A 23839-nucleotide genomic window follows, 5' to 3' on the forward strand; every position below is an offset into this window, starting at 1 on the left:
GCGACAATGCTAAGGCTGGCGGCAATAACGCAGGCGGTAACAACGCTAACGCTGGCGGCAATAACGCAGGCGGTGGCGACAATGCTAAGGCTGGTGCAAACCAGGGCGGCGGCAATAACGCTGGTGGTAATGTAAACGCTGGCGGTAATAACGCTGGCGGCGGCGACAATGCTAAGGCTGGCGGCAATAACGCAGGCGGTAACAACGCTAACGCTGGCGGCAATAACGCAGGCGGTGGCGACAATGCTAAGGCTGGTGCAAACCAGGGCGGCGGCAATAACGCTGGTGGCAATGTAAACGCTGGCGGCGGCGACAATGCTAAGGCTGGCGGTAATAACGCTGGCGGTGGCGACAATGCTAAGGCTGGTGCAAACCAGGGCGGCGGCAATAACGCTGGTGGCGGTAACAATGCTAACGCCGGTGGTAACGCCAATGCAGGCGGAAACGCTAACGCTGGTGGTAACGCCAATGCTGCTGATAATGCAAACGCAGGCGGTAATGCCAACGCTGGTGGCAATGCCAATGCTGGTGCAAACCAGGGTGGTAACCAGGCCGACCCCAACCAGGGTGGCAATAACGTAGTTGGTGAAGTAGATGTTCACACCTACGATGATGGTGCCAAGGTGTACATTCCTGAGCAGTGGCAGGTTGGTCAGCCGCTGAAGATCCGTGGTGAGGGTTTCAAGACTCAGGATGGTACTAGCGGTTCGGTGATCGCTGTTAAGCTCAATGGTGGTGCTCTGGCTCCTAAGGTGGACGCTACTTTTGAGGGTAAGAAGGGTAACAGCACCGGTGTGTGGTTGTACATCCAGGCAGATGCTAACGGTAACTTCACCGCTGAGATTCCTTTCCCGGGTGCAGATCAGGTGAAGGAGGGTGTTGCTGTACCGAACGTTGGTGATGAGGTCAGCGTTAACCTGCTGAGTGGCTCCATGAAGAAGGGTGATACCCCTCGTGGTGGTGAAGCTAACGATGTGACTATTGTTGCTGGTGGCGGTAATAATGCTGGTGGTAACAACGCTGGTGGCAACGCTAACGCGGGCGATAACGCCAATGCCAACGCAAACGCAGGCGGTAACGCTAATGCAAACGCTGGAGGCAATGCAAACGCTAACGCGGGCGCAGACGCCAACGCTAACGGCGCAGCCAAGGGCGACGCCAATGGTATTGCAGCTGCCAAGGATAACGACCACGACTCCGCTGTAACCGGCGATTCCACGACCACCAGTGGCGGGTCTACTGGTACTACGAGCGGCGAGGCACGGGGCTCCGGCTCTGCAACCACTGCCGCTACCAAGTCCTCCTCACGGACGCTTGCTAACACTGGTGCCTCAGGGATGTGGGTAGCCCTGGGTGCTGGCACGGCTGCGCTCGTTGCAGGTTCGGTCATGGTGGCACGTCGCCGCACTTCAGCCTAAACGGATAAAGTCGGTTACACCGCTTTAGGCTAGTAAAACAGCGCATAGCGCGTCTATGATAGGGGCGGGTACTTCCTCAAGAGTAGGGAGTACCCGCCCCATCACATTAAATATCCGCCTCCTATATTTTTGTGAGAAGAATCTTTCATTATGGCTCAGACTGTTACCGCTAACCTCCTTAAAGCGCAGGGTATTCCTGGGCAATACCAGCTAGCGCACAACCCCACAACACGGCAGCTGTTCGTGACCGGAACCTTTAACTATGCCCGCGCCCACGGAAGCACCACCTCAACCATTGCGCGCATTGACCCCGATACTTTGCGTATCAAAGCACTCGCGCAGCTGCCCGTGACCTCCGATAACCGAGACCTGGTGAAAGGGCAATACCAGCTGCAGGGTGCTTTTGGGCTAGCACTCGATAACGAACGCGGAACTTTGTGGGTTGGCAGCGCAAGCACCGGGTCCGTCACAGTGTATAACCAGGATGACCTGTCCCTGGTATGGGATAGTTTGGCGGTGGGGGAGCAGATATGGCAGCTGCGCGAATTATTTATTGATACGCCCGGAAACCGCGCCTATATCACCACTTCAGGAGGGTACTGCACTGTAGACCTCGACACTTTTGAGGTGAACTACCACTACCTCACTACGCAGAGCGGCGGCTCCGAAGCGATGCTTCTGGGGCCTATTGCCTTAGATGAAAAACGTGAACTGTACATTCCCGACATTATGAATAACCAGATTTTAGTGGTAGATCTCAATACCGCGGAACATGTACGAACTTATGATGTGCCTGCCGCCGATTACAAGACCCTACCTGCTGTGGTGCACGGTGTTGAAGTCAGCGGCGCGCGCGGTGAGCTCTATGTCTCCACTCAGGGTGTGCAGGGCCGTAACTCCGGTGTTCATATTCTCAGCCTTGAAGGAGAACCCTTAGATTTTATCCCCTACGGCAAAATGCCAACCGATATCCTCTATGACGCTGCCAAAGCTCTACTGTATGTGACTGATTTCGGTGCGCCCCGTTCGCCTGAGCCTATTGGTGGAACTGTTGGCATTATTGACGTTGCCAGCCGAAAAGTGTTGGGGGAGATCCGCGTGAGTGAGACGAAAACCAATCACCAGGTGTTGCTTCCTGATGGGGCGGTGCTTGTATCCGATAAGGCGGGCGAGCACAAGCAGGTGCGGGTGTCGTTCCATATTGATCCGTTCACGGGTAAATTTACTGCGGCGGATACTGAAGAGCGCACTGGTGAAAAGCCGCGCACTATTGACGCGGATTCTATAACGCGTGTGCAGGTGCAGGTGCACGGTGAGCCGGATGCCACGGTTTTTCCTGTATTCTCCCCATCGCTGCGGGTTCTTGTTGAAGACGATGGTGCTGGTGTTGAGATACTTGCAGAGCTGCCTGAAGGGTACCCGATTCAGATAACGGGTTCGGGATGGTTCAAAGAGCATCCCGGATACGGCCCACGCGTTGGGTCCGAGGTGATTATCGACGGGGATGGGGTAGAGCTGGCGCGTGTTCAGGTTCAGGCGGCGCATTTTGGGGCGTTGTTGACCGCCTCTGTAGAATTCCCCGCCGGGTGGAAGGCCGGGCAAGAGCATGTTATTACTGTCCGCTCTGGGGAAGCAGAGGGCGATATTGCGCGCTCCTTGGGAATCCCGGTGCGTATTGTAGAGGCAGAGCGCCACGTGCCTGCACCAGCGGTAGCCACCGTGGATACATCTGTGCAGCACACTGATTTTGCAGGATACCCCAAATTTCCCTAGCCCCGTGGGATGAGTATCCGGAAGGAGTAACCGGGGCGGATAGGCGTGTCTCAAATGTGGCGCGCATCCTACCTGCGGCATTTTCTTTGTTTTACCGCTAAATCTCCGGTATATTTTTAAGAATGCGTGCGCGCATACAGATTCGCGCGCGCAACCACGGGTTTCTCGTGCCAAAGCATAATGCCGCTACGCGGGTGGATTACGCCCGCTTCACGCGGGTCCAGATGCTGTTGGCATGGGCTACCCCAGGCGTTTCCGCTAACCCTCACTGCATAGTGTTGGGCCCGGGGCGTCACCCAATCCCGTAAAAATGTTCCGCAAGGCTGGCTCGCGCTTACTGCGTGTCGGAACCGGCGAGACGACAGGAGAAATATGATTCAGCAGGAGTCGCGACTGAAGGTCGCCGACAACACCGGTGCGAAGGAAATCCTGACCATCCGTGTGCTCGGTGGTTCTTCGCGTCGCTACGCAGGCATTGGCGACGTTATTGTCGCAACCGTCAAGGATGCTATCCCCGGCGGTACCGTAAAGAAGGGCGACGTGGTGAAAGCCGTAGTCGTCCGCACCAAGAAGGAAACCCGTCGAGCAGACGGCTCCTACATTAAGTTCGACGAGAACTCCGCAGTGATCCTGAAGAACACCGATGGTGATCCTCGCGGTACCCGTATCTTCGGCCCTGTGGGCCGTGAACTTCGCGATAAGAAGTTCATGAAGATCGTTTCGCTTGCTCCGGAGGTGCTCTAACTCATGGCTAAGATCAAGTCCGGCGACCTGGTTCAGGTTATTTCCGGTGCAGACAAGGGCAAGCAGGGTAAGGTTCTGAAGGTTATCCCTAAGGAAAACCGCGTGATTGTTGAGGGCGTTAAGGTCGTCACCAAGCACACCAAAGCCAACCCCGTAACCGGCGCTGCTGGCGGCATTCAGAAGGTTGAGGCACCGATTCACGTCTCGAACGTTGCGATCGTTGACCCCGAAACCAAGAAGCCGACCCGTGTTGGTTTCCGTGAAGAGACTGTAGAGCGTAACGGCAAGACCCGCACCGTTCGTGTGCGCTACGCCAAGAGCTCGGGTAAGGACATCTAATGAGCGAAACCAAGATCACCCCCCGCTTCAAAACCAAGTACGCTGAGGTCGTCGTTCCCGCTCTGCAGGAAGAGTTCAAGTACGAGAACGTCATGCAGATCCCGAAGGTCGTTAAGGTTGTTGTGAACATGGGTGTTGGCGAGGCAGCTCGCGACGCAAAGCTCATGGACGGCGCTATCCGCGACCTCACCGCCATCACCGGTCAGAAGCCGATTGTTACCCGCGCGAAGAAGTCCATCGCACAGTTCAAGCTGCGTGAAGGCATGCCCATTGGTGCGCACGTCACCCTGCGTGGCGACCGCATGTGGGAATTCCTGGACCGCCTCGTCACCCTGGCCCTGCCCCGTATCCGCGACTTCCGCGGACTTTCGGACCGCCAGTTCGACGGTAACGGTAACTACACCTTCGGTCTGACCGAGCAGTCCATGTTCCACGAAATCGATCAGGATTCGATCGACCGCGTGCGTGGTATGGACATTACCGTGGTGACCAGCGCCAAGACCGATGATGAAGGCCGTGCCATTCTGAAGGCACTGGGCTTCCCGTTCAAGACCAACTAACGACTACGTTGTAGGTCCCACCCGCACAACAGGCGGCGGGGGAAACCACAACGAGGAAGGGCAAGAGCCCACATGACTATGACTGATCCGGTCGCAGATATGCTGACCCGTTTGCGCAACGCAAACTCGGCATACCACGACACCGTATCTATGCCCTACTCCAAGCTGAAGGCTCGTATCGCCGAGATCCTGAAGGCTGAGGGTTACATTGCTGACGTTAAGGAAGAGGAAGCCAAGGTCGGTAAGACCCTGACTCTCGTCCTCAAGTACGGTCCGTCCCGTGAGCGTTCTATCGCTGGCGTGCGCCGTATTTCCAAGCCGGGTCTGCGCACCTACGCAAAGTCCACGAACCTGCCGAAGGTTCTGGGCGGCCTCGGTACCGCAATCCTGTCCACCTCCTCGGGTCTGCTCACTGACAAGCAGGCTGCGAAGAAGGGCGTGGGCGGCGAAGTCATCGCTTACATCTGGTAGTCGGTTAGAGAAAGGAAGAGAATAATGTCACGTATTGGACGTCTCCCCATCTCGATTCCGGCTGGCGTTGAGGTGAAGGTTGATGGCAACCTGGTGACCGTTAAGGGCCCCAAGGGCGAGCTGAGCCACACTGTGGCCGCCCCCATTACTGTGGACCTGAACGAGAACGAAATTACCGTTTCCCGCCCCAATGATGAACGTCTGTCGCGTTCACTGCACGGTTTGACCCGCACCCTGATCCAGAACCTGATCATTGGTGTGACTCAGGGCTACGAGAAGAAGCTCGAGATCGTTGGCACCGGTTACCGTGTGACCGCCAAGGGTAAAGACCTTGAGTTCGCTCTCGGTTACTCCCACTCGATCAACATTGAGGCCCCCGAAGGTATCTCCTTCACCGTGGAGGGCCCCAACAAGCTGACCGTGTCGGGTATCGACAAGCAGCAGGTTGGTCAGGTTGCAGCAAACATTCGTGGTCTGCGTAAGCCCGACCCCTACAAGGGCAAGGGTGTTCGCTACGCAGGTGAGCACATCCGCCGCAAGGTCGGGAAGGCTGGTAAGTAAACATGGCTATTAAGTCGAAAGCAGCGCAGCGTGCACGTCGTCACGCTCGTCTGCGTAAGCACATCTCGGGTACTGCGGCGCGTCCGCGCCTGTGCGTCACCCGTTCGAGCCGTCACATGTTCGTTCAGGTGATTGACGATGTGAAGGGCGTAACCCTGGCATCGGCATCGACCATGGAAGCGGATCTGCGTGCAGCAACCGAACTGACAAAGACCGCTAAGGCTAAGCGTGTTGGCGAACTCATCGCAGAGCGCGCGAAGGCTGCGGGTATCGAAACCGTTGTGTTCGACCGCGGCGGTAACAAGTACCACGGTCGTGTTGCAGCAGTTGCTGATGGTGCACGCGAAGGGGGTCTGGAACTCTAATGAGCGAGCAGAACGAAAAGGAAACTCAGGTGAGCGAAGCAACCGTAGCTGAAACCGCTGAGACCTCCAAGCAGCGCGAAGATCGCCGCAGCAACCGCGGCGAGCGTCGCGGCCGCGGTGACCGTAAGAACAACCGCGCACGCGAAGAGGAAAAAGACAAGTACATTGAGCACGTTGTTGCCATTAACCGTGTTGCCAAGGTGGTGAAGGGCGGCCGTCGTTTCAGCTTCACCGCTCTGGTCGTTGTTGGTGACGGTAACGGTATGGTCGGCGTCGGGTACGGCAAGGCCAAGGAAGTTCCCTCGGCTATTTCCAAGGGTGTTGAGGAAGCGAAGAAGAACTTCTTCCGTGTTCCCCGCATCGAGGACCGCACCATCCCGCACCGTGTGCAGGGTGAGGCAGCCGCAGGTGTTGTGATGCTCCGCCCGGCAACCGCCGGTACCGGTGTGATCGCTGGTGGCCCCGTGCGTGCGGTGCTGGAGTGCGCCGGTATTCACGATGTGCTCTCCAAGTCGCTGGGGTCAGCTAACCAGATCAACATCGTTCACGCAACCGTTGCAGCACTCAAGCAGCTGGAAGAGCCTCTGGCAGTGGCAGCCCGCCGTGGCCTGCCCGCAGACGAGGTTATCCCCAGCTACCTGCGCAACACCAAGTCCGATAAGGCAGGTGCGTAATGGCTAAGCGTATTCAGCCCAGTGACGCAAAGCTGGAAATCACCCAGGTCAAGTCCTATGTTGGTCAGAAGCAGAACATGCGCGACACCCTGCGTTCCCTCGGCCTGAAGCGCCCGGGCAACAAGGTAGTGCGCACTGCTGACCCCGTCACCGTTGGCATGGTTAACACCGTTGCTCACCTGGTGAAGGTTGAGGAGGTCAAGTAAGATGGCAGACGCTATCAAGATTCACGATCTGCGCCCGGCACCGGGTGCCCACAAGGCAAAGACCCGCGTAGGTCGCGGTGAAGGCTCCAAGGGTAAGACCGCAGGTCGCGGTACCAAGGGTACCAAGGCACGCTACCAGGTTCGTGCAGGCTTCGAAGGCGGCCAGCTGCCGCTGCACATGCGCCTGCCGAAGCTGCGCGGCTTCAAGAACCCGTTCCGCACCGAGTACCAGGTGGTAAACCTGGACCGTATCCAGGAGCTTTTCCCCTCCGGCGGTGACGTAACCGTCGCCGAGCTGGTGGCTAAGGGTGCAGTTCGTAAGAACCAGCCCGTGAAGGTTCTGGGCAACGGCGAGATCACTGTGAAGGTGAACGTAACCGTTGACAAGGCATCGGCTTCCGCTATTGAGAAGATCAAAGCCGCTGGCGGTTCTGTGACCGTCAAGTAGTTTTCACACTACAGGTATGACCCCCGCAGGTTTTTACCCCTGCGGGGGTCGTTCTTTTCCAGTCAGCAACCGCACGGTGTTATTGCACACTAAATCATGCTCAGAGAGTAGAAATAGGCGGTATTCGTGGGCACGGTTATCGACAAACGCCGTGAACGGGTTAGACTGGAAGGTATGTGTTTAACGCACCCGCTAAGGTTAGCCTTAGGGCGTGCACACCCCAAGAATTTCAGGAGGACATGTGCTTAGCGCATTCGGGCGCGTCCTAAAGACCGCCGACTTGCGACGCAAGCTGCTGTTTACCCTGGGCATGATCGTGATATACCGCATGGGCACTTTCATCCCTGCCCCCGGTATTTCCTACGGCACCGTTCAGCAGTGTATCGCCAATAACGGCAGTAACCACGGAATCTATGACATCGTTAACCTCTTCAGCGGTGGCGCCCTGTTGCAGCTGTCTATCTTCGCACTGGGCGTGATGCCGTACATTACCGCAAGCATCATTATTCAGCTGTTGCGTGTGGTCATCCCGCGTTTCCAAGAGCTACACGATGAAGGGGCTCAGGGACAGGCTAAACTCACACAGTACACTCGTTATCTCACCATTGCCCTCGCGCTTCTGAACGGCACCACCATTGTGTCGATGGCCCGCAGCGGCGCACTGATCGGGAACTGCCCGAACATTATCCCCGTTGACGACATCTGGCATGTTCTGCTGATTATTATCACCCTGTGCGCAGGTACCACCGTGATCATGTGGATGGGTGAGCAGATCACCGAACGCGGCGTGGGCAACGGCATGTCACTGCTGATTTTCACCTCCATCGCCTCCTCCTTCCCGAACGCACTTGGCGCTATTGAGCGTCAGCAGGGCGCAATGGTTTTCTGGGCCGTGTGCGGTGTGGGCCTTGTGGTGATGCTCGCCGTGGTCTACGTGGAACAGTCGGTACGCCGTGTGCCCGTGCAGTACGCAAAACGGATGATTGGGCGCCGCACCATTGGCGGCACCAGCACCTATATTCCGCTCAAGGTCAATATGGCCGGTGTGATTCCGCTGATTTTCGCTTCCTCCCTGCTGAGCCTGCCCGGCATTATCGCCCAGCTGAACACCCCCAATAACGGCTCGCCTCCGCCGGAGTGGGTCAGCTGGATTAACACCTACCTGGTGCGCGGCGACCACCCGCTGTACATTACCCTGTACTTCTTCCTCATCCTGGGATTCACGTACTTCTATGTGTCGGTGACTTTCGACCCAGTTGAAGTGGCGGATAATATGAAGAAATACGGTGGGTTCATCCCCGGTGTTCGAGCCGGCAAACCTACCGAGCGTTACCTCAGCTACGTGCTGAACCGTATCACCCTGCCTGGCTCGCTCTACCTGGCGGTTATCTCTATGATTCCGCTGGTTGCACTGATTCTATTCCAGGCAAACCAGAACTTCCCGTTCGGTGGCGCCTCGCTGCTGATCGTGGTGGGCGTTGGGCTTGATACCCTCAAGCAGATTAACGCCCAGCTCCAACAACGACACTACGAAGGACTGCTTCGATGAACCGTCTGCTGATCGTTGGCCCCCCGGGGGCCGGCAAAGGCACTCAAGCCGTAAAAATCGCCGAGAAACTGAACATCCCGGCGATCTCCACAGGCGATATCTTCCGCAAAAACATTAAGGAAGAAACCGACCTGGGTAAAGAAGCCAAGTCGTATATCGACTCCGGCAACCTAGTTCCCGATTCTGTGACGAACAGGATGGTGCGGGCGCGCCTTGCTGAGGCAGACACCGCCAACGGCTTCCTGCTGGACGGGTACCCCCGCAACACCGCGCAGGTGCATGAACTGGATTCGATCCTCGCCGAAACTCATCAGCAGCTCGACCGTGTGCTCTTGCTGGTCGCTGATAACGATGAGCTCGTGGCGCGTCTGCTGAACCGTGCCGCCGAACAGGGCCGCACCGACGATAATGAAGAGGTCATCCGCCACCGCCTGAAGGTGTACGAAGAGGAGACCGCACCGCTGATCGCGATTTATCGTGAACGCGGTATCGTCAAAGAAGTAAACGGCCTTGGCGAGATCGCTGAGGTGACCGATCGTATCCTCTCGGCCCTTAACTAGCGGAAACCGTGACTTGTGCCCCCGCAAGAACTTGCGGGGGCACAGCGTTTTAAGCTTGGATAGATACGGCACCCGCCGCACCGCACTGAATGAAGGGTAAACACCGTGGCACGAGTCGAGATTAAAACCAATGCCCAACTGGCGCATATGTCACGCGCCGGGTTAATTACGTCCCGAGCGCTCGACGCAGCGGTTGCCGCCGCCCAGCCAGGAGTGAGCACCGCAGAGATTAACCGCGTCTTCGAAGAAAGCCTGCAGGAGCAGGGCGGCATCTCGAACTTCTACGGCTACTACGACTACCCGGCCAGTATTTGCACCTCCGTAAACCACGAGGTGGTGCACGGTATTCCTGGCGACTACAGGCTCAAAGAGGGGGATATTCTCTCCATTGACGGCGGCGCCTATATTATTGACCCGGCAACCGGTAAACAGTGGCACGGCGATTCAGCACGCACCGTCTTAGTGGGTGAAGTGTCCCAGGAACGGCGTGAACTTTCGGAGATCACTCGCGCTGCTATGTGGCACGGTATCGCGGCGTTGGCTACCGCCAAAAAAGTGGGGGAGGTCGGAGTTGCTATTGAAGGGTTCGTGCGTGAGCAGGCGGGGGATAAGTACGGCATTATTGAAGACTATGTGGGGCACGGTATTGGCACCCAAATGCATATGCGCCCAGATGTACTGAACTATGCGGCACGTGATTTAGGCCCGAAAATTAAGCCCGGTATGGCATTCGCTATTGAACCGATGCTCGTCACCGGGGGTATTGCCACACGCGTGCTCCAGGACGACTGGACGGTCGTGACTGCTGACGGCTCTGATGCCTGCCAATGGGAACATTCGGTTGCTGTTCACCGGGACGGGATCTGGGTGCTTACTGCACAGGACGGGGGAGCTAAGGAACTTGCGGAGCTGGGCGTGGAGGTACGAGAGATCCCCGCCGACTAAGACACCGCCCCACAGCGGACCGTGCGGCTGCTGCACTTGAGGTACCCTCCCACACGGCTTCCAGAATACCGCCGGGCAACCGGTTCCTCACCTGATGAGGTACTGACCTCACACCACACAGACGACAGGAAGAAACCATGACCGAAACCTTCGCTGGCTGCACCGCAGCTTCAACCGATTCCACGTCGCGCTCCACCAAAGTACCCGTGGAGATTTCAAGCGTGCGCCCCGAACCGGGAAAAATTGCGCTCAAAGCACCCCGGCGCACTAAACCGCCCAAGCATATTGCCGATTTTGATATGGCGGGGCGTCGTGAATTCCTCAAGGAACTGGGATACCAGCACTTCCGTGCATCGCAGCTCTCAAAGCACTATTTCGAACGACTGGTTAACGATCCGACGCAGATGACAGACCTGCCTGCCCGGGACCGTGATGAGATAGTATCCCGCGCAATGCCGCAGCTGCTAACTCCCGTGCGAACCCTAGAAGCTGACGGCGGGGATACCCTCAAAGTAGTACATCGTCTTTTCGATGGGGCGCTTATTGAATCGGTCATTATGCGGTATGACAACCGCGTCACCATGTGTATTTCCTCGCAGGCTGGATGCGGGATGAACTGCCCCTTTTGTGCCACCGGGCAGCAGGGGCTCACCCGCAATCTTTCGACCGCAGAAATCGTGGATCAAGTAGTTGCTGGGGCACGCTATCTGAAGCAGATGAAGGGTCTTGACAAGGCCGATGGAGGGTCGGAAGATACCCGCCCGCTACGCGTCTCCAATATTGTGTTTATGGGCATGGGTGAGGCACTGGCAAACTATAAATCAACGATGGGTGCGGTGCACCGCCTGATCGATCCCGCCCCCGAAGGGTTGGGTATTTCCGCGCGCGGACTGACGATGTCTACCGTGGGATTGGTGCCCGGTATCCGCAAGTTTGAGCTGGAGAAACTGCCGATTACGCTTGCCCTCTCGCTGCACGCGCCGGATGATGAACTGCGCGATGAGCTTATTCCCATTAACCAGCGGTGGAAGGTTGATGAGACCCTGGATGCCGCATACGACTATTACCGCACGACCGGGCGGCGCATCTCAATTGAATATGCGCTGATTCGCGATATTAACGACCAGGGATGGCGCGCCGATTTGCTGGGGAAAAAGCTCGCGCAGCGCGGCCGCGGATGGGTGCATGTAAACCCTATTCCGTTGAATCCGACCCCCGGCTCAAAATGGACAGCATCGCGTAAGGGCGTGGAGCAGAATTTTGTGGAGCGCCTGCGGGCACACGGTATCCCAACGACAATTCGCGATACTCGCGGTTCTGATATTGATGGTGCCTGCGGTCAGCTTGCCGCCAAGGAAGAAGAATAACAGCAGTGTGTGGTGAAGCATAGCCTCCCAAGTTGTGTTATGGCCGGGCGTGTCGTAAAGTTAATAGCTGGTAGTTTGTGCCGGCGTTAAGTGCACCCATTTTAGGTGTGGAACGCCCCGCGCCGATACTCTCGTATGTCGGCGAGGGCTCACAGCAGAATATTAGATTGCCCGGCGCATTAGGCTCCGGGCACCGACGTTAGCGGAGGATATGGCCAAGAAAGACGGCGTCATCGAAATTGAAGGCCACGTGGTGGAAGCCCTACCTAACGCGATGTTCCGCGTTGAGATGGAAAACGGCCACAAGGTCCTTGCCCACATTTCAGGCAAGATGCGTCAGCACTACATCCGAATCCTGCCTGAGGATCGTGTGATAGTGGAACTGAGCCCCTACGACCTCTCTCGCGGTCGTATTGTCTACCGTTACAAATAAACCCGATGATTAAACGTCGCTTCGGCGGCGTTTAAGTCGTGTTCACAGGGATAAATAGTTCCGCGTTTTGACGGAACCTCTTATCTCGCCAGTTATCAAGTTGCAATCAAAAGGAATGCGATGAAGGTCAAGCCGAGCGTTAAGCCGATCTGCGATAAATGCAAAGTGATCCGCCGTCACGGTGTGGTCATGGTGATCTGCGAAAACCCGCGCCACAAGCAGCGCCAGGGCTAAGCCCCGGTCGCCATAAACCCACCAAACGGTGGAACCGTCATAGGCACCGCTCCGCATCGTCCCTTATACGGGGCGCAGGCGGATACCTCCGGACTCAGAGGCCGGGGACCGGGTACGCCCGGGCAGTGATGCTATAGACCTCTGGAAAACAACAAGGAGAAGCCAGTATGGCACGTCTCGCTGGAGTTGATATTCCCCGCGAAAAGCGCGTGGAAGTTGCTCTCACTTACATTTACGGCGTGGGTAAGACCCGTGCTCACGAAACCCTCGCTGCTACCGGCGTGAACCCTGACACCCGTGTTAAGGACCTCACCGACCAGGAGCTTGTGGCTCTTCGTGACTTCATCGAAGGCAACTACAAGGTTGAAGGTGATCTTCGCCGCGAGGTTGCAGCCGATATTCGCCGCAAGGTTGAAATCGGCAGCTACCAGGGTCTGCGTCACCGTCGCGGCCTGCCGGTTCACGGTCAGCGCACCAAGACCAACGCACGTACCCGCAAGGGCCCGAAGCGTACCGTCGCAGGTAAGAAGAAGTAAGCAACGTTGCTCAGCCGGATCATCGCTATCGGCCAACGTATTAGTAAACCTTTGTAGGAGAATCAAAAATGCCTCCCAAGACTCGCGCCGCGGCTGCTCGTAAGACCCGCCGCAAGGTTAGCAAGAACATCGTTGCTGGTCAGGCTCATATTAAGTCGACCTTCAACAACACTATTGTCTCCATTACCGACCCCACCGGTGCAGTGATCTCGTGGTCTTCCGCAGGTGACATGGGTTTCAAGGGCTCCCGTAAGTCCACCCCCTATGCCGCACAGCTGGCCGCCGAAGCCGCTGCTAACCGCGCCAAGGAGCACGGCGTGCGAAAGGTGGATGTATTCGTCAAGGGCCCCGGTTCCGGTCGTGAAACCGCCATTCGTTCGCTGCAGGCAGCAGGCCTAGAGGTCGGCTCGATCCAGGACGTCACCCCCGTTGCGCACAACGGCTGCCGTCCGCCTAAGCGCCGTCGCGTCTAGTAGGGTTCCGTCCCTGTCCCTCGCAGGGCCACCCGTGTTACGGGCTATGCCTTGCGAGCAGAGTACAGACTACCGTCTGCTTCCTGAATCCTGTTTTCCCCAACCTGTGGGCTCATATAGCGGAGTCCACCGAAAGGAAACAAAGTGCTTATTGCACAGCGCCCCACTCTGACTGAAGAGGTCGTAGCGCCGAACCGTTCGCGCTTCACCATTGAGCCCCTTGAGCCGGGCTTCGGTTACACCATGGGCAACTCGCTCCGTCGTACCCTGCTGTCCTCCATTCCCGGTGCTGCCGTGACCAGCGTCCGTATCGACGGTGTGCTTCACGAGTTCAGCACCATTGCAGGTGTGACCGAGGATGTGACCGAGATTATCTTGAACATCAAGAAACTCTCCATTTCCTCTGAGAACGACGAGCCCGTGGTCGCCTACCTGCGGCTGCAGGGCGAGGGTGAGCTCACCGCAGGCGATATTGAGGTGCCCGCCGGTGTAGAAATCCACAACCCGGATCTGCACATCGCTACCCTGAACGATAAGGCGAACTTTAACGCTGAGCTGACTATCGAGCGTGGCCGCGGCTACGTGTCTGCTGCTCAGAATAAAATTGGTGACGCAGAGATTGGCCGCATCCCGGTTGACTCTATCTACTCACCGGTTCTGAAAGTCACCTTCAACGTGAATGCGACCCGTGTGGAGCAGCGCACCGACTTCGACAGCCTGACCCTGGATGTTGAAACTAAGGAAGCTATCGCACCGCGCGATGCCGTCGCATCCGCTGGTAGCACCCTAGTCGAGCTCTTCGGGCTAGCACGTGAACTCAACGTTGCTGCCGAGGGTATTGAGGTTGGTCCGTCCCCGGTGGACGAGTCCATCGCCGCTGATATGGCGCTGCCGATTGAGGACCTGAACATGTCCGTCCGCTCGTACAACTGCCTCAAGCGTGAGGGCATCCACACTGTGGGTGAGCTGGTGACCCGTAGCGAGGCCGACCTCATGGATATCCGTAACTTCGGTGCCAAGTCCATTGATGAGGTCAAGGCAAAGCTTCACGAGCTCGGCCTAGCCCTGAAGGATTCCCCTCCCGGGTTTGAGCCCGTAGTCCGCGCGTTCGACGACGAAGACGGTTCCGGCGAATAATCCCCACGGACCATTCCGACCGTACAGTTCACCCGGTAAACCGGGGTTAGTCAAACTTGGTTCCTAAGCTCTGAGGCTACTGGAGCGACGGAACGTAAACTATGGAGAAATAATTATGCCTACTCCCACTAAGGGTCCTCGCCTTGGCGGTTCCCCGACCCATGAGCGTCTGATGCTCAATAACCTTTCTGCGCAGCTGTTCCAGCACAAGCGCATCACCACCACCCTCACCAAGGCGAAGCGTATGCGCCCGGTGGCGGAGCGTTTCATTACTTTCGGTAAGAAGGGCGATCTCGCTGCTCGACGCCGCGTGCTGCGTTCCATTACCGATAAGTCTGTGGTGCACGAGCTGTTCACTGTGATCGCCCCGGCAATGGCGGAGCGTCCCGGCGGCTACACCCGCATCATTAAGATTGGTAACCGTAAGGGTGACAACGCCCCCATGGCTGTGATTGAGCTCGTGATGGAGCCGGTGGCTACCAAGGGCGCCGTTGCAGAGGCTACCAAGGTTGCTGAAAAGGCTGCTGATGCTCCCAAGGCTGAGAAGGCTGAGGCAAAGCCCGCTGCTGAGGAAGCAGGGAAGTCTGCTGACCTGCCCACGGGTGCTCACCCCCCGCTGGAGTCTGGTGAGGCTCCCAAGGGCTTTGAGGTGAAGGGTAACGCCGACTCAATGAAGTACCATGTGCCCGGTTCCCGCTGGTATGCGAACACTATTGCTGAGATTTGGTTCGACTCGGCCGAGTCAGCTGAAGCAGCAGGTTACGCACCGGCTGGTGGCGCAGCGGCTCAGAAGGTGTCCGCCGAGTAGTTGTGGCGATCATCTGATGCTTTGTGCAGGCCCGCCCCCACGTTCTGTGGGGGCGGGCCTGCTTTTATATCAATTTGATAAAATTTTACTTATTTTCTCGTTGTAGTTTCTTTACCGGTTGTTTGGCGGGTATGGTGGAAGAGCACTGGCTCACACTCACCGACTCAACCAACCACAAGGAGAATACGATGCTGGCCCTCTGGGAAGCAGGTGTGCAGGAAGACAGCGTTCAGGATTTTGAGATGCAGGAATACGATCCAGCCTTAATAGCCATGCGCTGCGGCGATGATTTCGCTGACGCCGCTATTAGCGTGCGAGCTCCGGGGCTGCGTAGGGTACGTATCGACTTGGCGTATGATGGCTCGTTCTTTAGCGGGTGGGCGAGGCAGCCCAGCCGGGTGACGGTCCAAGGTGTTCTGGAATCTGCGTTGGAACTTATTCTGCGCTCACCCCACCGTGTGACGGTCGCAGGCCGTACCGATGCCGGTGTGCACGCTGAGGCGCAGACTGTGCATCTGGACATAACAGAAGAGACATGGCAGAAACTCACCGGACGTGAGGGTAATCAGGATCCGGCGTGCACCCTGCACCGCCGCCTTACCGGGGCCCTGCGCCGCACGCTGGGGGAGGCCGAGGTAAAATTGGGCCTGCCCATGAGTATGCACGGCGTAATGCAGGGGGCAATACGTATTCACCGCGTGTGCGAGATGCCCGCTAACTTTGATGCACGTTTCTCAGCGACTGGCCGTCGTTATATTTACCGCATTGCCGATGGGCAGCAGGCGGGCCCCGACCCGCTGCGGCGCACCTTCACGTGGGGCGTCCCTGAGAGGCTCACCCCGAGTGTTCTGAACGAGGCCGCCGCAGACCTGTTGGGGTTGCGTGATTTCCTGTCGTTCTGTAAGCCCCGTGAGGGTGCTACGACTATTCGTGAACTGCGGATTCTGAACTTTATGCGCACCGAAGAGGGCCTGATTGAGGCCCATATCGTTGCTGATGCCTTCTGCCACCATATGGTGCGCTCCATTATTGGGGCTCTGGTACTGTATGCCAGCGGCAAGCGCACCCGCGAATGGCTGCGGGGACTGATTGATTCCCCGGCGCGCGATGCCTCTCTGACGTTGGCACCCCCTCAGGGCCTATCACTGGCTGAGATTTACTACCCGGCTCCTGAAGAGTACGGGGCGCAGGCGGAACGTGCCCGTCGGACGCGTACCGCCGCAGCCGCAGGGTAAACCGGTCATAGCCCGGCCCCTAAAAGGTGCTGGTTTATTTTAACGTTTAAATCCACACGGATGAGGGTTCCGTGTGGATTAAGCGTTTAAAGTCCTGTATAGTTTTGACAGTTGTGCGTGTTCTACCCGAGCGCGCTCTGCGGCACTGTCTAGTTGCAGGACGTTAAGGTGCCGCGGGGTACGGGCTAGGACGGGCGAGCATTCGGTCCTCACCCGGATTCGTCATGCACGTAGTAATAGGCGTGATACCCAACTAAGCGCCGAATGTACATTTCGAGACAAAGGCCAATATTTTGCGCACTTATACTCCTAAGCCCGGCGAAATTGAGCGCCAGTGGCACATCATTGATGCCACCGACGTGGTGCTCGGTCGCCTCGCAAGCCAGACCGCTATCCTGCTGCGCGGTAAGCACAAGCCGACTTTTACCCCTAACGTGGACACCGGCGATTTCGTGATCATCGTGAATGCTGAGAAGGTCGCCCTGACCGGTGCAAAGCTTGAACAGAAGCGTGCATACCGCCACTCGGGTTACCCCGGCGGTCTGAAGTCCGTTAACTATGCAGAGCTTCTTGAAACCAACCCTGTTCGTGCGGTTGAGAAGGCTGTGAAGGGCATGCTGCCCAAGAACAAGCTGGCTGCACAGCAGATCAAGAAGCTGAAGGTCTACGCTGGCCCCGAGCACCCGCACGCGGCACAGCAGCCCAAGACCTACGAATTCAACCAGGTCGCCCAGTAATTCGGGCCTACGAAGAAACAATAGGAGAAATCGTGGCTCAGAACGAAGAGCAGATCGTAGTCGAGGAAGAGCTGACCAGCTACACCTCGGAATCCGCAGCCCCCGTAGCGGCGGCTGCACAGGCAAGCCGTCCGGCACTGACTGTTGCAGGTGCTGCAGTTGGCCGCCGTAAAGAAGCAGTGGCGCGTGTGCGCGTTATCCCCGGCTCCGGCAACTGGACCATTAACGGCCGCGCCCTGGATAGCTACTTCCCCAATAAGCTGCACCAGCAGGACGTGAACCAGCCGTTCAAGATTCTGGAACTTGAGGGCGCTTACGACGTGATCGCACGCATTAACGGTGGCGGCCCCTCCGGTCAGGCTGGTGCGCTGCGTTTGGGCATTGCTCGCGCGTTGAACGAGATCGACCGTGAGAACAACCGTCCCGCGCTGAAGAAGGCAGGCTACCTCACCCGTGACGCACGCGTCATTGAGCGTAAGAAGGCCGGTCTTAAGAAGGCACGTAAAGCTTCGCAGTTCTCCAAGCGTTAATCGCTGGTTCTGCGTGGTTTGCAGGCTCTGCAGCTCTCCTCAGGTGGGGCTGCAGGGCCTTTGCTTTACCCCTGAAGCTATCGAGGTTAGTCTGGAGCTCTTCTTGCTGCTGCGGTTTAGTAGTGGGATAACAGAGCAGAGGCAGAGTGGCGGTGCGTGCAGAGTACCCCGTTTGTATGGGCGTTGAAAGAAACACATATATCGGGGGAGTAGGCCCACGGTAATAGTGCCGCTGAAAGGGCACAGCGGCGGGGCTTGGGTAGTAACCATAAGGGTACGTGTAACTGTAACGGTTGTCACTTAGAGGGTGATTTCGATACAGTTAAAAGGTCATAGTAGACACAACAGGAAGAGACAGTATGACGGAGAAAAACCCCGCAACGGAGCAGGCCACCACTGTAGAAGATCAGTCCGTTACAGCCCATTCTGTAAGTGAGAAGGCTGTCTTTGAGACCGAAAAAAGTGGCGCATCCACCTCCGATAAGCGGGCAGCCATTAAGCAGGCTCTTAGGCCTCAGCTTCGCCGTACCTCGGTAGTGGAAGACTATGCCGCGGAATTGGACGAAATGGCTTCCTTAACGCACGCACTAAACGGCAGCAAAAAAGACGACAATAAGAGCGACGCCTGGAAAATCGGCTATCCGTACGATAAGAAACTGGGGCGTAAAGCCTACGAGAAAGAAAAGCGAGCCCTGCAGATTGAGCTTTTGAAGCTCCAGCTGTGGGCAAAAGCCACGGGCCAGAAAATCCTGATCATCTTTGAGGGGCGCGATGCCGCTGGTAAGGGTGGATCTATTAAGCGCTTTACCGAACACCTGAACCCGCGTGGCGCCCGTGTGGTTGCGCTGGAGAAACCCACCGACATTGAACAGACCCAGTGGTACTTTCAGCGGTACATTAAACACCTTCCCTCAGGCGGGGAGATCGTGATGATGGACCGTTCCTGGTACAACCGTGCCGGTGTTGAACGGGTGATGGGATACTGCACCCAGACGCAGTACTTTGAGTTCATGCGTGAGGTTCCCGACCTGGAACGTATGCTGGTGAACTCCGGCATTAAGCTCATTAAGTTCTGGTTCTCTGTCACCAAGCAGGAGCAGCTGGCGCGTTTTAACTCGCGCCGGACCGACCCGGTGCGGCAGTGGAAGCTCTCACCCACCGACCTTGCCTCACTTGATAAGTGGGATGATTACACTGCCGCCAAGGAGGCAATGTTCTTCTACACTCACACCGGCGATGCCCCGTGGACCGTAATTAAGTCGAATGATAAGAAACGTGCCCGTCTAGAGGCAATGCGCTATGTGCTCTCGCAGTTCGACTACCCCTCTAAGGACCATGAAGTGGTGGGCACCTGCGACCCCCTTATTGTTCGGTCGGCAACCGATGTATTTGAGGAGGAAGGCGGCAGCGACCCGGAAGGTTTCCCCGTCGTTCAGTAGCCTAGCCCACGTACAAGGGTAGACCCTGAGGCCTGCACCCACCTGGAAAAAGTCACTGACACACCGGGTGGGTGCGGTGCTATAAAACTTTATTGCTATTACACTCCGAATAATACGGGTAATACATAAAAAAATTTAACGAATAATCTATTATCGGGTTGATAGAAGAATGCAGTTGCGTCCCGCAAGTTTTTCCTTGCAGGGCGCAATTAATTTATATAATCTTAATTTTTTAAATGAATATTTAATAAAAATTTTAATGATGTGATCATTGCTATTGACCAAACCTGCCTGAAGAATCTCTCAGTACCCCGTAGAATGGGAGTGTGACTGAAAGACTATTTGGAACCGACGGGGTGCGTGGCCTCGCCAATTCGGCGATCACCCCGGAATTCGCTCTAGAACTTGCCCAGGCAGCAGCTATTGTACTGGGATTCGATACCGTTGCTGACGGGGTACGTCCCCGGGCGGTTATCGCTAACGACTCTCGGGCATCCGCAGACTTCATTTGCGCGGCAATGAAGGCTGGTTTCGCCAGCGCCGGTGTTGATGTGCTTGACGCGGGGATAGTCCCCACCCCGGCCGCTGCCTACCTGGTGGCCCACACCGACGCCGATTTTGGGGTGATGATTTCTGCCTCACACAACCCCGCTGCCGATAACGGCATTAAGTTCTTAGCACGCGGCGGTCAGAAGCTTGAGGACAAGGTCGAAGACGCCATTGAGCACGTGTATAAGCTCAAAGCATTCCGGTACCCCACCGGCGGTGCGGTAGGTACTGTGCGTCCTCTCAGTAATGGCGCCTCAGTGTACGTGGATCATCTGGTGTCCACCCTGTCGGAGGAAAAACCGCTGGCGGGCCAAAAGATTGTGCTTGACTGCGCGAATGGTGCCGCTTACTCCGTCTCGCCCGCCGCATTTGAGGCACTGGGCGCTGAGGTAGTTACTCTAGCTGTGGAACCGAACGGCACGAATATTAACGACGGTGTGGGTTCAACCCACCCCGAGAAGCTGCAAGAAGCCGTCATAAAACACGGCGCCGACATGGGTATTGCTCACGATGGCGACTCTGACCGGTGCCAAGCCGTGGATGAGAACGGCAAGCTCGTGGACGGCGACCAGATTATGGCGATTCTTGCTGTAGCAGCGAAAAACGCTGGCACTCTGGCGCAGGATACACTCGTGGCGACCGTCATGAGCAGCCTGGGGCTGGAACTATATCTGAAAGAGCACGACATTAACCTAGTGCGCACTGGGGTAGGGGACCGCTACGTGCTGGAGGCCATGCGCGAAAACGGCTATAACCTGGGTGGCGAACAATCCGGGCACGTGATTATGAGCGACTATGCAACCACCGGAGACGGTGTGCTGACAGGCCTTCACCTGGCGGCCGAAGTGGCCCGGAGCGGGAAGAAACTATCGGAGCTGGCAGCCCGCATGAAGCCCACCCCGCAGCGCCTCATTAACGTGAAGAACGTAGACAGGGCCGGTGTGAAAACCAATAAGGCACTCACCGCCGCAGTGACTGATGCCGAGAAAACACTGGGGCACAGCGGGCGCGTGCTATTGCGTGCCTCCGGTACCGAGCCGCTGGTGCGGGTAATGGTGGAAGCCGCAGCTCAACAACAGGCTGACGAGGTCGCCCAGCAGCTGGCTGATGTTGTCACTAAAGAGCTGAAACTCGTATAAACCCTATAATGCGCACAAGGCACCGACGGCTTGCTCCGTCGGTGCCCTTTCATTATTGGTGTCCCTGTTGTGGGTATGACGCTTTAAAGCAGCTATCCCGCTCTTTCCGGTGGGAAAGAACGGGATAGGTTAAGCCTGTTAAATACAGGTACGAACGGGAAGCTTACTTCTTGGTGGCGAGGGAGTCGCGGATCTCCTTCAACAGGGACAGCTCAGTGTCTTCCATATCTTCAGCCTTTTTCTTGCTGACCCTTGCGTTGAGCTTCTTCATAGGCATCACTACCGCGAAGTACAGGGCGGCAGCAACCAGCAAGAAGTTGACAACAGCAGTCAGGAACACGCCAACCTTGACATCGCCAAATGCCAGGAAGTTATCGTAATTCTGAACGCCAACAACCATAGAAATGGCAGGCATCAGAATAGAATTAACGAGAGCCTTCACGACCTCGTTGAACGCAGCACCCATGATGAAAGCGACCGCAAGATCAAGGACATTGCCACGGAGAATAAAATCTTTAAAACCTTTAAGCATGTGATTAAGGATAACCATAATCAGGTGCAGATTTCGAGAGGTGTCTCAGAATATAGACAAAAACCCTTGTGTTTTTATTCACAAATAACTTTCTGGAAATGTTCAGCAGTCTATCAGAGATGCATTTATTAACCGCATAAATTCGAGCATAAGAGGGGACACACTCTCCATATGTGCCCCCTCAGTACTTCACTAAATATACAGTTAAGCCTGTCGTTCAGGGTGAGCCCTCAGTGACGGTCAGTCACCGCTCTAAGACTCCTCATAATTCGGGGCAGCCCCCGTGCCAAAGAACTCCTCCAAAGTGTCCGCTCCCGATGCTGTGTACTCCTTGGCAAGCTCAACGCCTAAATACCGGTAGTGCCACGGCTCAAAAATGTAGCCAGTAATACCCTGCTGCTGCTGAGGGAAGCGCAGAATATAGCCGTACTCGGGGGCGTGCTCGGCCAGCCACCGCCCGGCCTTCGTGTCCTTGTAGCACTCTTCCAGCAAGCACCCCTCCTGCGCCGACCCAAAATCAATGGCAAGACCAGTCTGATGCTCCGAATATCCGGGGCGGGCCGAGAGCGTATCTGCCTTCTGCTTGCCGTTCACCTCAACCCAGTGCTGATAGGTCTGCTGCTGTACTGCGTACGAACGGTAGGCGCTGCTAACCGTCAGCTCCACGCCCTCCTGCTTCGCGGCCCGCATCATTTTCTTCGCTGCTTCGGCCGCCTCAGCCCGCAGCTGGTGTCCCTCAAAATCTACCAGGTCCTCAGGCTCCCACTCCTTAGGGGAGAACGGGCGCATCTTGTTCACAATTACTCTTAAGGACCCCGGGTTTGTCTCGGTGCTCGCCGATGCGGCCGAAGGGCTGGAGCCAGCCGCAGCCGTTGAGCCCGCACCACCCGACCCTTCAGAAGCGGAACCAGTAGAAGAAGCCGAGTTTGATACACCCGAAGTACCATCACCCGAACCGCAGGCCGCCAATAATAAGGCGCCCGCTCCGCCGCCAGCGAGAGCAAGCGCGGCACGGCGCGAAAAAATATCGGCTGTTCGGTGCACGGTCATAATATCTCCATTCGTCGGTGATGCGCACGCCACACGAACGCATCTAGTTTTTACGCAAAAGCACCCGCTGCACGCTGTGGTTAGCGTCCTTTTGCAGTATCAGGTGGGCACGGGCACGGGTTGGAAGTACATTATGTACCAGGTTCGGCTCGTTAATGGACTTCCAGATACCGGTAGCAACCTCTGCCGCTTGCGTATCGTCCAGCTCAGCATAACGCCTAAAATACGAATTGGGGTTAGAAAACGCCGAAGAACGCAAGGAAAGGAAACGTTCCACGTACCAGCGTTGAATATCTTCAGTGAGCGCATCCACGTAGATGGAGAAGTCGAAAAAATCACTGAGCGTCAAATCCGATGTTTCGGGGCCTTCCGTACCGGCGGGGGCGAGCACGTTCAGCCCCTCCAGGATCAGCACGTCCGGGGTGTTCACCTCAATCCGCTCATCGGGCAGGATATCGTAATACAGATGCGAGTACTTGGGTGCCGAAACCTGCGGCACACCCGATTTGACGGCGGATACAAACTCCAGCAGGGCTCTGCGATCGAAAGACTCGGGGAAGCCCTTACGGTGCATAATGCCGCGACGCTGCAGCTCGGCATTAGGGTACAGGAAGCCGTCAGTGGTGACGAGCTGCACCTTCGGGGTGGAAGGCCAGCGGCGTAATAACGCCTGCAACACGCGGGCTGTTGTGGACTTGCCCACAGCGACCGAGCCCGCCACACCAATGATGAACGGTACCCGCCGCTGCGAAACCCCCAAAAAATCGTTCGTCATATGGTTCAGTGACGAGGCAGCGTTCACATACAGGTTCAGCAGGCGAGACACCGGAAGATACACCTGCTGCACTTCTTCAAGGTCTATCGTCTCGCCTAAACCCCTTAAGTCTTCGATCTCTGCGCCGGTCAGCGGCACCGATATTTCGGCGGAAAGACGCGACCAGCGGGTGCGTTCCAGCTCGGTAAAACGCGACCAAGCGGCAGAAGTAGATGCTGAGCTCATGACCTCAAGTGTAGGGTTTTTGTCACC

General features: G+C 56.7%; 29 protein-coding genes. 26 read left to right on the top strand and 3 right to left on the bottom strand.

The window, feature by feature from the left end; translation table 11 throughout:
* The 26 genes from D8M23_RS00005 to glmM all read left to right on the top strand — a co-directional run.
* Nucleotides 1-1418 (top strand): LPXTG cell wall anchor domain-containing protein (locus tag D8M23_RS00005; protein WP_126852943.1); only part of this gene is annotated, 1418 nt, incomplete at its 5' end.
* A 150-nt stretch (nucleotides 1419-1568) separates the two neighbouring features.
* Nucleotides 1569-3191, top strand: coding sequence for a YncE family protein (locus D8M23_RS00010; protein WP_126852945.1), 1623 nt, complete (start codon nucleotides 1569-1571; stop codon nucleotides 3189-3191).
* A gap of 372 nt (nucleotides 3192-3563) precedes the next feature.
* Nucleotides 3564-3935 (top strand): 50S ribosomal protein L14, encoded by a 372-nt coding sequence (gene rplN, locus D8M23_RS00015; protein WP_006888745.1) that lies wholly within the window; start codon nucleotides 3564-3566, stop codon nucleotides 3933-3935.
* 3 nt (nucleotides 3936-3938) lie between these two features.
* Nucleotides 3939-4274 carry a 50S ribosomal protein L24 gene (rplX, locus tag D8M23_RS00020; protein WP_006888716.1) on the top strand — a complete coding sequence of 112 codons (336 nt, stop codon included), beginning with the start codon at nucleotides 3939-3941 and terminating at the stop codon, nucleotides 4272-4274.
* Complete coding sequence (rplE, locus tag D8M23_RS00025; protein WP_006888718.1) at nucleotides 4274-4834, top strand: 50S ribosomal protein L5; 561 nt, start codon at nucleotides 4274-4276, stop codon at nucleotides 4832-4834. Before rplX ends, rplE begins: the two co-directional genes overlap by 1 nt.
* A 72-nt stretch (nucleotides 4835-4906) precedes the next feature.
* Complete coding sequence (gene rpsH / locus D8M23_RS00030; RefSeq protein ID WP_006888793.1) at nucleotides 4907-5305, top strand: 30S ribosomal protein S8; 399 nt, start codon at nucleotides 4907-4909, stop codon at nucleotides 5303-5305.
* Nucleotides 5306-5329: 24 nt separating this feature from the next.
* Nucleotides 5330-5866: a 50S ribosomal protein L6 gene (gene rplF, locus D8M23_RS00035; protein WP_126852947.1), complete on the top strand. Its 537-nt coding sequence runs from the start codon at nucleotides 5330-5332 to the stop codon at nucleotides 5864-5866.
* 2 nt (nucleotides 5867-5868) lie between these two features.
* A complete protein-coding gene (rplR, locus tag D8M23_RS00040; RefSeq protein ID WP_006888729.1) occupies nucleotides 5869-6231 on the top strand; it encodes a 50S ribosomal protein L18 in 363 nt (120 codons plus the stop codon).
* Nucleotides 6231-6905 (top strand): 30S ribosomal protein S5, encoded by a 675-nt coding sequence (gene rpsE, locus D8M23_RS00045; RefSeq protein WP_006888721.1) that lies wholly within the window; start codon nucleotides 6231-6233, stop codon nucleotides 6903-6905. Before rplR ends, rpsE begins: the two co-directional genes overlap by 1 nt.
* A complete protein-coding gene (gene rpmD / locus D8M23_RS00050) occupies nucleotides 6905-7111 on the top strand; it encodes a 50S ribosomal protein L30 (protein WP_004005265.1) in 207 nt (68 codons plus the stop codon). Before rpsE ends, rpmD begins: the two co-directional genes overlap by 1 nt.
* A gap of 1 nt (nucleotide 7112) precedes the next feature.
* Nucleotides 7113-7559, top strand: coding sequence for a 50S ribosomal protein L15 (rplO, locus tag D8M23_RS00055; RefSeq protein WP_006888780.1), 447 nt, complete (start codon nucleotides 7113-7115; stop codon nucleotides 7557-7559).
* 241 nt (nucleotides 7560-7800) lie between these two features.
* The gene (secY, locus tag D8M23_RS00060; RefSeq protein ID WP_006888706.1) at nucleotides 7801-9108 is read left to right on the top strand and encodes a preprotein translocase subunit SecY; all 1308 of its coding nucleotides are present in this window, start codon (nucleotides 7801-7803) and stop codon (nucleotides 9106-9108) included.
* On the top strand, nucleotides 9105-9668 hold the full coding sequence (locus D8M23_RS00065; protein ID WP_006888753.1) for an adenylate kinase: 564 nt from the start codon (nucleotides 9105-9107) through the stop codon (nucleotides 9666-9668). Before secY ends, D8M23_RS00065 begins: the two co-directional genes overlap by 4 nt.
* Nucleotides 9669-9773: 105 nt before the next feature.
* Entirely contained in the window at nucleotides 9774-10613 is an 840-nt protein-coding gene (gene map, locus D8M23_RS00070) for a type I methionyl aminopeptidase (protein ID WP_006888741.1), read from the top strand.
* Nucleotides 10614-10750: 137 nt separating this feature from the next.
* Nucleotides 10751-11980 (top strand): 23S rRNA (adenine(2503)-C(2))-methyltransferase RlmN, encoded by a 1230-nt coding sequence (gene rlmN / locus D8M23_RS00075; RefSeq protein ID WP_126852948.1) that lies wholly within the window; start codon nucleotides 10751-10753, stop codon nucleotides 11978-11980.
* A gap of 211 nt (nucleotides 11981-12191) precedes the next feature.
* Nucleotides 12192-12413: a translation initiation factor IF-1 gene (gene infA / locus D8M23_RS00080; RefSeq protein ID WP_006888715.1), complete on the top strand. Its 222-nt coding sequence runs from the start codon at nucleotides 12192-12194 to the stop codon at nucleotides 12411-12413.
* 120 nt (nucleotides 12414-12533) lie between these two features.
* A complete protein-coding gene (rpmJ, locus tag D8M23_RS00085; protein ID WP_004005257.1) occupies nucleotides 12534-12647 on the top strand; it encodes a 50S ribosomal protein L36 in 114 nt (37 codons plus the stop codon).
* 167 nt (nucleotides 12648-12814) lie between these two features.
* A complete protein-coding gene (gene rpsM, locus D8M23_RS00090) occupies nucleotides 12815-13183 on the top strand; it encodes a 30S ribosomal protein S13 (RefSeq protein WP_005505026.1) in 369 nt (122 codons plus the stop codon).
* 68 nt (nucleotides 13184-13251) lie between these two features.
* Nucleotides 13252-13656, top strand: a complete 405-nt coding sequence (gene rpsK / locus D8M23_RS00095; protein ID WP_006888779.1) for a 30S ribosomal protein S11 — start codon at nucleotides 13252-13254, stop codon at nucleotides 13654-13656.
* A 144-nt stretch (nucleotides 13657-13800) separates the two neighbouring features.
* The gene (locus tag D8M23_RS00100) at nucleotides 13801-14793 is read left to right on the top strand and encodes a DNA-directed RNA polymerase subunit alpha (RefSeq protein WP_037234581.1); all 993 of its coding nucleotides are present in this window, start codon (nucleotides 13801-13803) and stop codon (nucleotides 14791-14793) included.
* Between the two features lie 115 nt (nucleotides 14794-14908).
* On the top strand, nucleotides 14909-15601 hold the full coding sequence (gene rplQ / locus D8M23_RS00105) for a 50S ribosomal protein L17, sunset domain variant (protein WP_037286295.1): 693 nt from the start codon (nucleotides 14909-14911) through the stop codon (nucleotides 15599-15601).
* A gap of 134 nt (nucleotides 15602-15735) precedes the next feature.
* Complete coding sequence (gene truA, locus D8M23_RS00110) at nucleotides 15736-16836, top strand: tRNA pseudouridine(38-40) synthase TruA (RefSeq protein ID WP_174232413.1); 1101 nt, start codon at nucleotides 15736-15738, stop codon at nucleotides 16834-16836.
* 293 nt (nucleotides 16837-17129) lie between these two features.
* Nucleotides 17130-17573, top strand: a complete 444-nt coding sequence (gene rplM / locus D8M23_RS00115) for a 50S ribosomal protein L13 (protein WP_006888736.1) — start codon at nucleotides 17130-17132, stop codon at nucleotides 17571-17573.
* Nucleotides 17574-17605: 32 nt separating this feature from the next.
* Nucleotides 17606-18103, top strand: coding sequence for a 30S ribosomal protein S9 (gene rpsI / locus D8M23_RS00120; protein WP_006888782.1), 498 nt, complete (start codon nucleotides 17606-17608; stop codon nucleotides 18101-18103).
* Between the two features lie 359 nt (nucleotides 18104-18462).
* Nucleotides 18463-19542, top strand: coding sequence for a polyphosphate kinase 2 (gene ppk2, locus D8M23_RS00125; RefSeq protein ID WP_126852950.1), 1080 nt, complete (start codon nucleotides 18463-18465; stop codon nucleotides 19540-19542).
* 326 nt (nucleotides 19543-19868) lie between these two features.
* Nucleotides 19869-21230, top strand: a complete 1362-nt coding sequence (gene glmM, locus D8M23_RS00130) for a phosphoglucosamine mutase (protein WP_126852952.1) — start codon at nucleotides 19869-19871, stop codon at nucleotides 21228-21230.
* A 163-nt stretch (nucleotides 21231-21393) separates the two neighbouring features.
* On the opposite strand, the gene mscL is transcribed toward glmM, so the two are convergent.
* The 3 genes from mscL to coaA form a co-directional block, all read right to left on the bottom strand.
* Nucleotides 21394-21762 (bottom strand): large conductance mechanosensitive channel protein MscL, encoded by a 369-nt coding sequence (gene mscL, locus D8M23_RS00135; protein ID WP_126852954.1) that lies wholly within the window; start codon nucleotides 21760-21762, stop codon nucleotides 21394-21396.
* Nucleotides 21763-22014: 252 nt separating this feature from the next.
* Nucleotides 22015-22812: a M15 family metallopeptidase gene (locus D8M23_RS00140; RefSeq protein ID WP_126852956.1), complete on the bottom strand. Its 798-nt coding sequence runs from the start codon at nucleotides 22810-22812 to the stop codon at nucleotides 22015-22017.
* A gap of 43 nt (nucleotides 22813-22855) precedes the next feature.
* Nucleotides 22856-23812: a type I pantothenate kinase gene (gene coaA / locus D8M23_RS00145; RefSeq protein ID WP_094757566.1), complete on the bottom strand. Its 957-nt coding sequence runs from the start codon at nucleotides 23810-23812 to the stop codon at nucleotides 22856-22858.
* Between the last annotated feature and the right edge of the window lie 27 nt (nucleotides 23813-23839).

It is taken from the genome of Rothia sp. HSID18067 (assembly GCF_003989445.1).
GTDB classification, from domain to species: domain Bacteria; phylum Actinomycetota; class Actinomycetes; order Actinomycetales; family Micrococcaceae; genus Rothia; species Rothia aeria.

Coding starts and splice junctions, on each gene's coding strand:
- D8M23_RS00010 (WP_126852945.1), top strand. CDS start 1,569: ATGGCTCAGACTGTTACCGCTAACCTCCTTAAAGCGCAGGGTATTCCT.
- rplN (WP_006888745.1), top strand. CDS start 3,564: ATGATTCAGCAGGAGTCGCGACTGAAGGTCGCCGACAACACCGGTGCG.
- rplX (WP_006888716.1), top strand. CDS start 3,939: ATGGCTAAGATCAAGTCCGGCGACCTGGTTCAGGTTATTTCCGGTGCA.
- rplE (WP_006888718.1), top strand. CDS start 4,274: ATGAGCGAAACCAAGATCACCCCCCGCTTCAAAACCAAGTACGCTGAG.
- rpsH (WP_006888793.1), top strand. CDS start 4,907: ATGACTATGACTGATCCGGTCGCAGATATGCTGACCCGTTTGCGCAAC.
- rplF (WP_126852947.1), top strand. CDS start 5,330: ATGTCACGTATTGGACGTCTCCCCATCTCGATTCCGGCTGGCGTTGAG.
- rplR (WP_006888729.1), top strand. CDS start 5,869: ATGGCTATTAAGTCGAAAGCAGCGCAGCGTGCACGTCGTCACGCTCGT.
- rpsE (WP_006888721.1), top strand. CDS start 6,231: ATGAGCGAGCAGAACGAAAAGGAAACTCAGGTGAGCGAAGCAACCGTA.
- rpmD (WP_004005265.1), top strand. CDS start 6,905: ATGGCTAAGCGTATTCAGCCCAGTGACGCAAAGCTGGAAATCACCCAG.
- rplO (WP_006888780.1), top strand. CDS start 7,113: ATGGCAGACGCTATCAAGATTCACGATCTGCGCCCGGCACCGGGTGCC.
- D8M23_RS00065 (WP_006888753.1), top strand. CDS start 9,105: ATGAACCGTCTGCTGATCGTTGGCCCCCCGGGGGCCGGCAAAGGCACT.
- rlmN (WP_126852948.1), top strand. CDS start 10,751: ATGACCGAAACCTTCGCTGGCTGCACCGCAGCTTCAACCGATTCCACG.
- infA (WP_006888715.1), top strand. CDS start 12,192: ATGGCCAAGAAAGACGGCGTCATCGAAATTGAAGGCCACGTGGTGGAA.
- rpmJ (WP_004005257.1), top strand. CDS start 12,534: ATGAAGGTCAAGCCGAGCGTTAAGCCGATCTGCGATAAATGCAAAGTG.
- rpsM (WP_005505026.1), top strand. CDS start 12,815: ATGGCACGTCTCGCTGGAGTTGATATTCCCCGCGAAAAGCGCGTGGAA.
- rpsK (WP_006888779.1), top strand. CDS start 13,252: ATGCCTCCCAAGACTCGCGCCGCGGCTGCTCGTAAGACCCGCCGCAAG.
- rplQ (WP_037286295.1), top strand. CDS start 14,909: ATGCCTACTCCCACTAAGGGTCCTCGCCTTGGCGGTTCCCCGACCCAT.
- ppk2 (WP_126852950.1), top strand. CDS start 18,463: ATGACGGAGAAAAACCCCGCAACGGAGCAGGCCACCACTGTAGAAGAT.
- mscL (WP_126852954.1), bottom strand. CDS start 21,762: ATGCTTAAAGGTTTTAAAGATTTTATTCTCCGTGGCAATGTCCTTGAT.
- D8M23_RS00140 (WP_126852956.1), bottom strand. CDS start 22,812: ATGACCGTGCACCGAACAGCCGATATTTTTTCGCGCCGTGCCGCGCTT.
- coaA (WP_094757566.1), bottom strand. CDS start 23,812: ATGAGCTCAGCATCTACTTCTGCCGCTTGGTCGCGTTTTACCGAGCTG.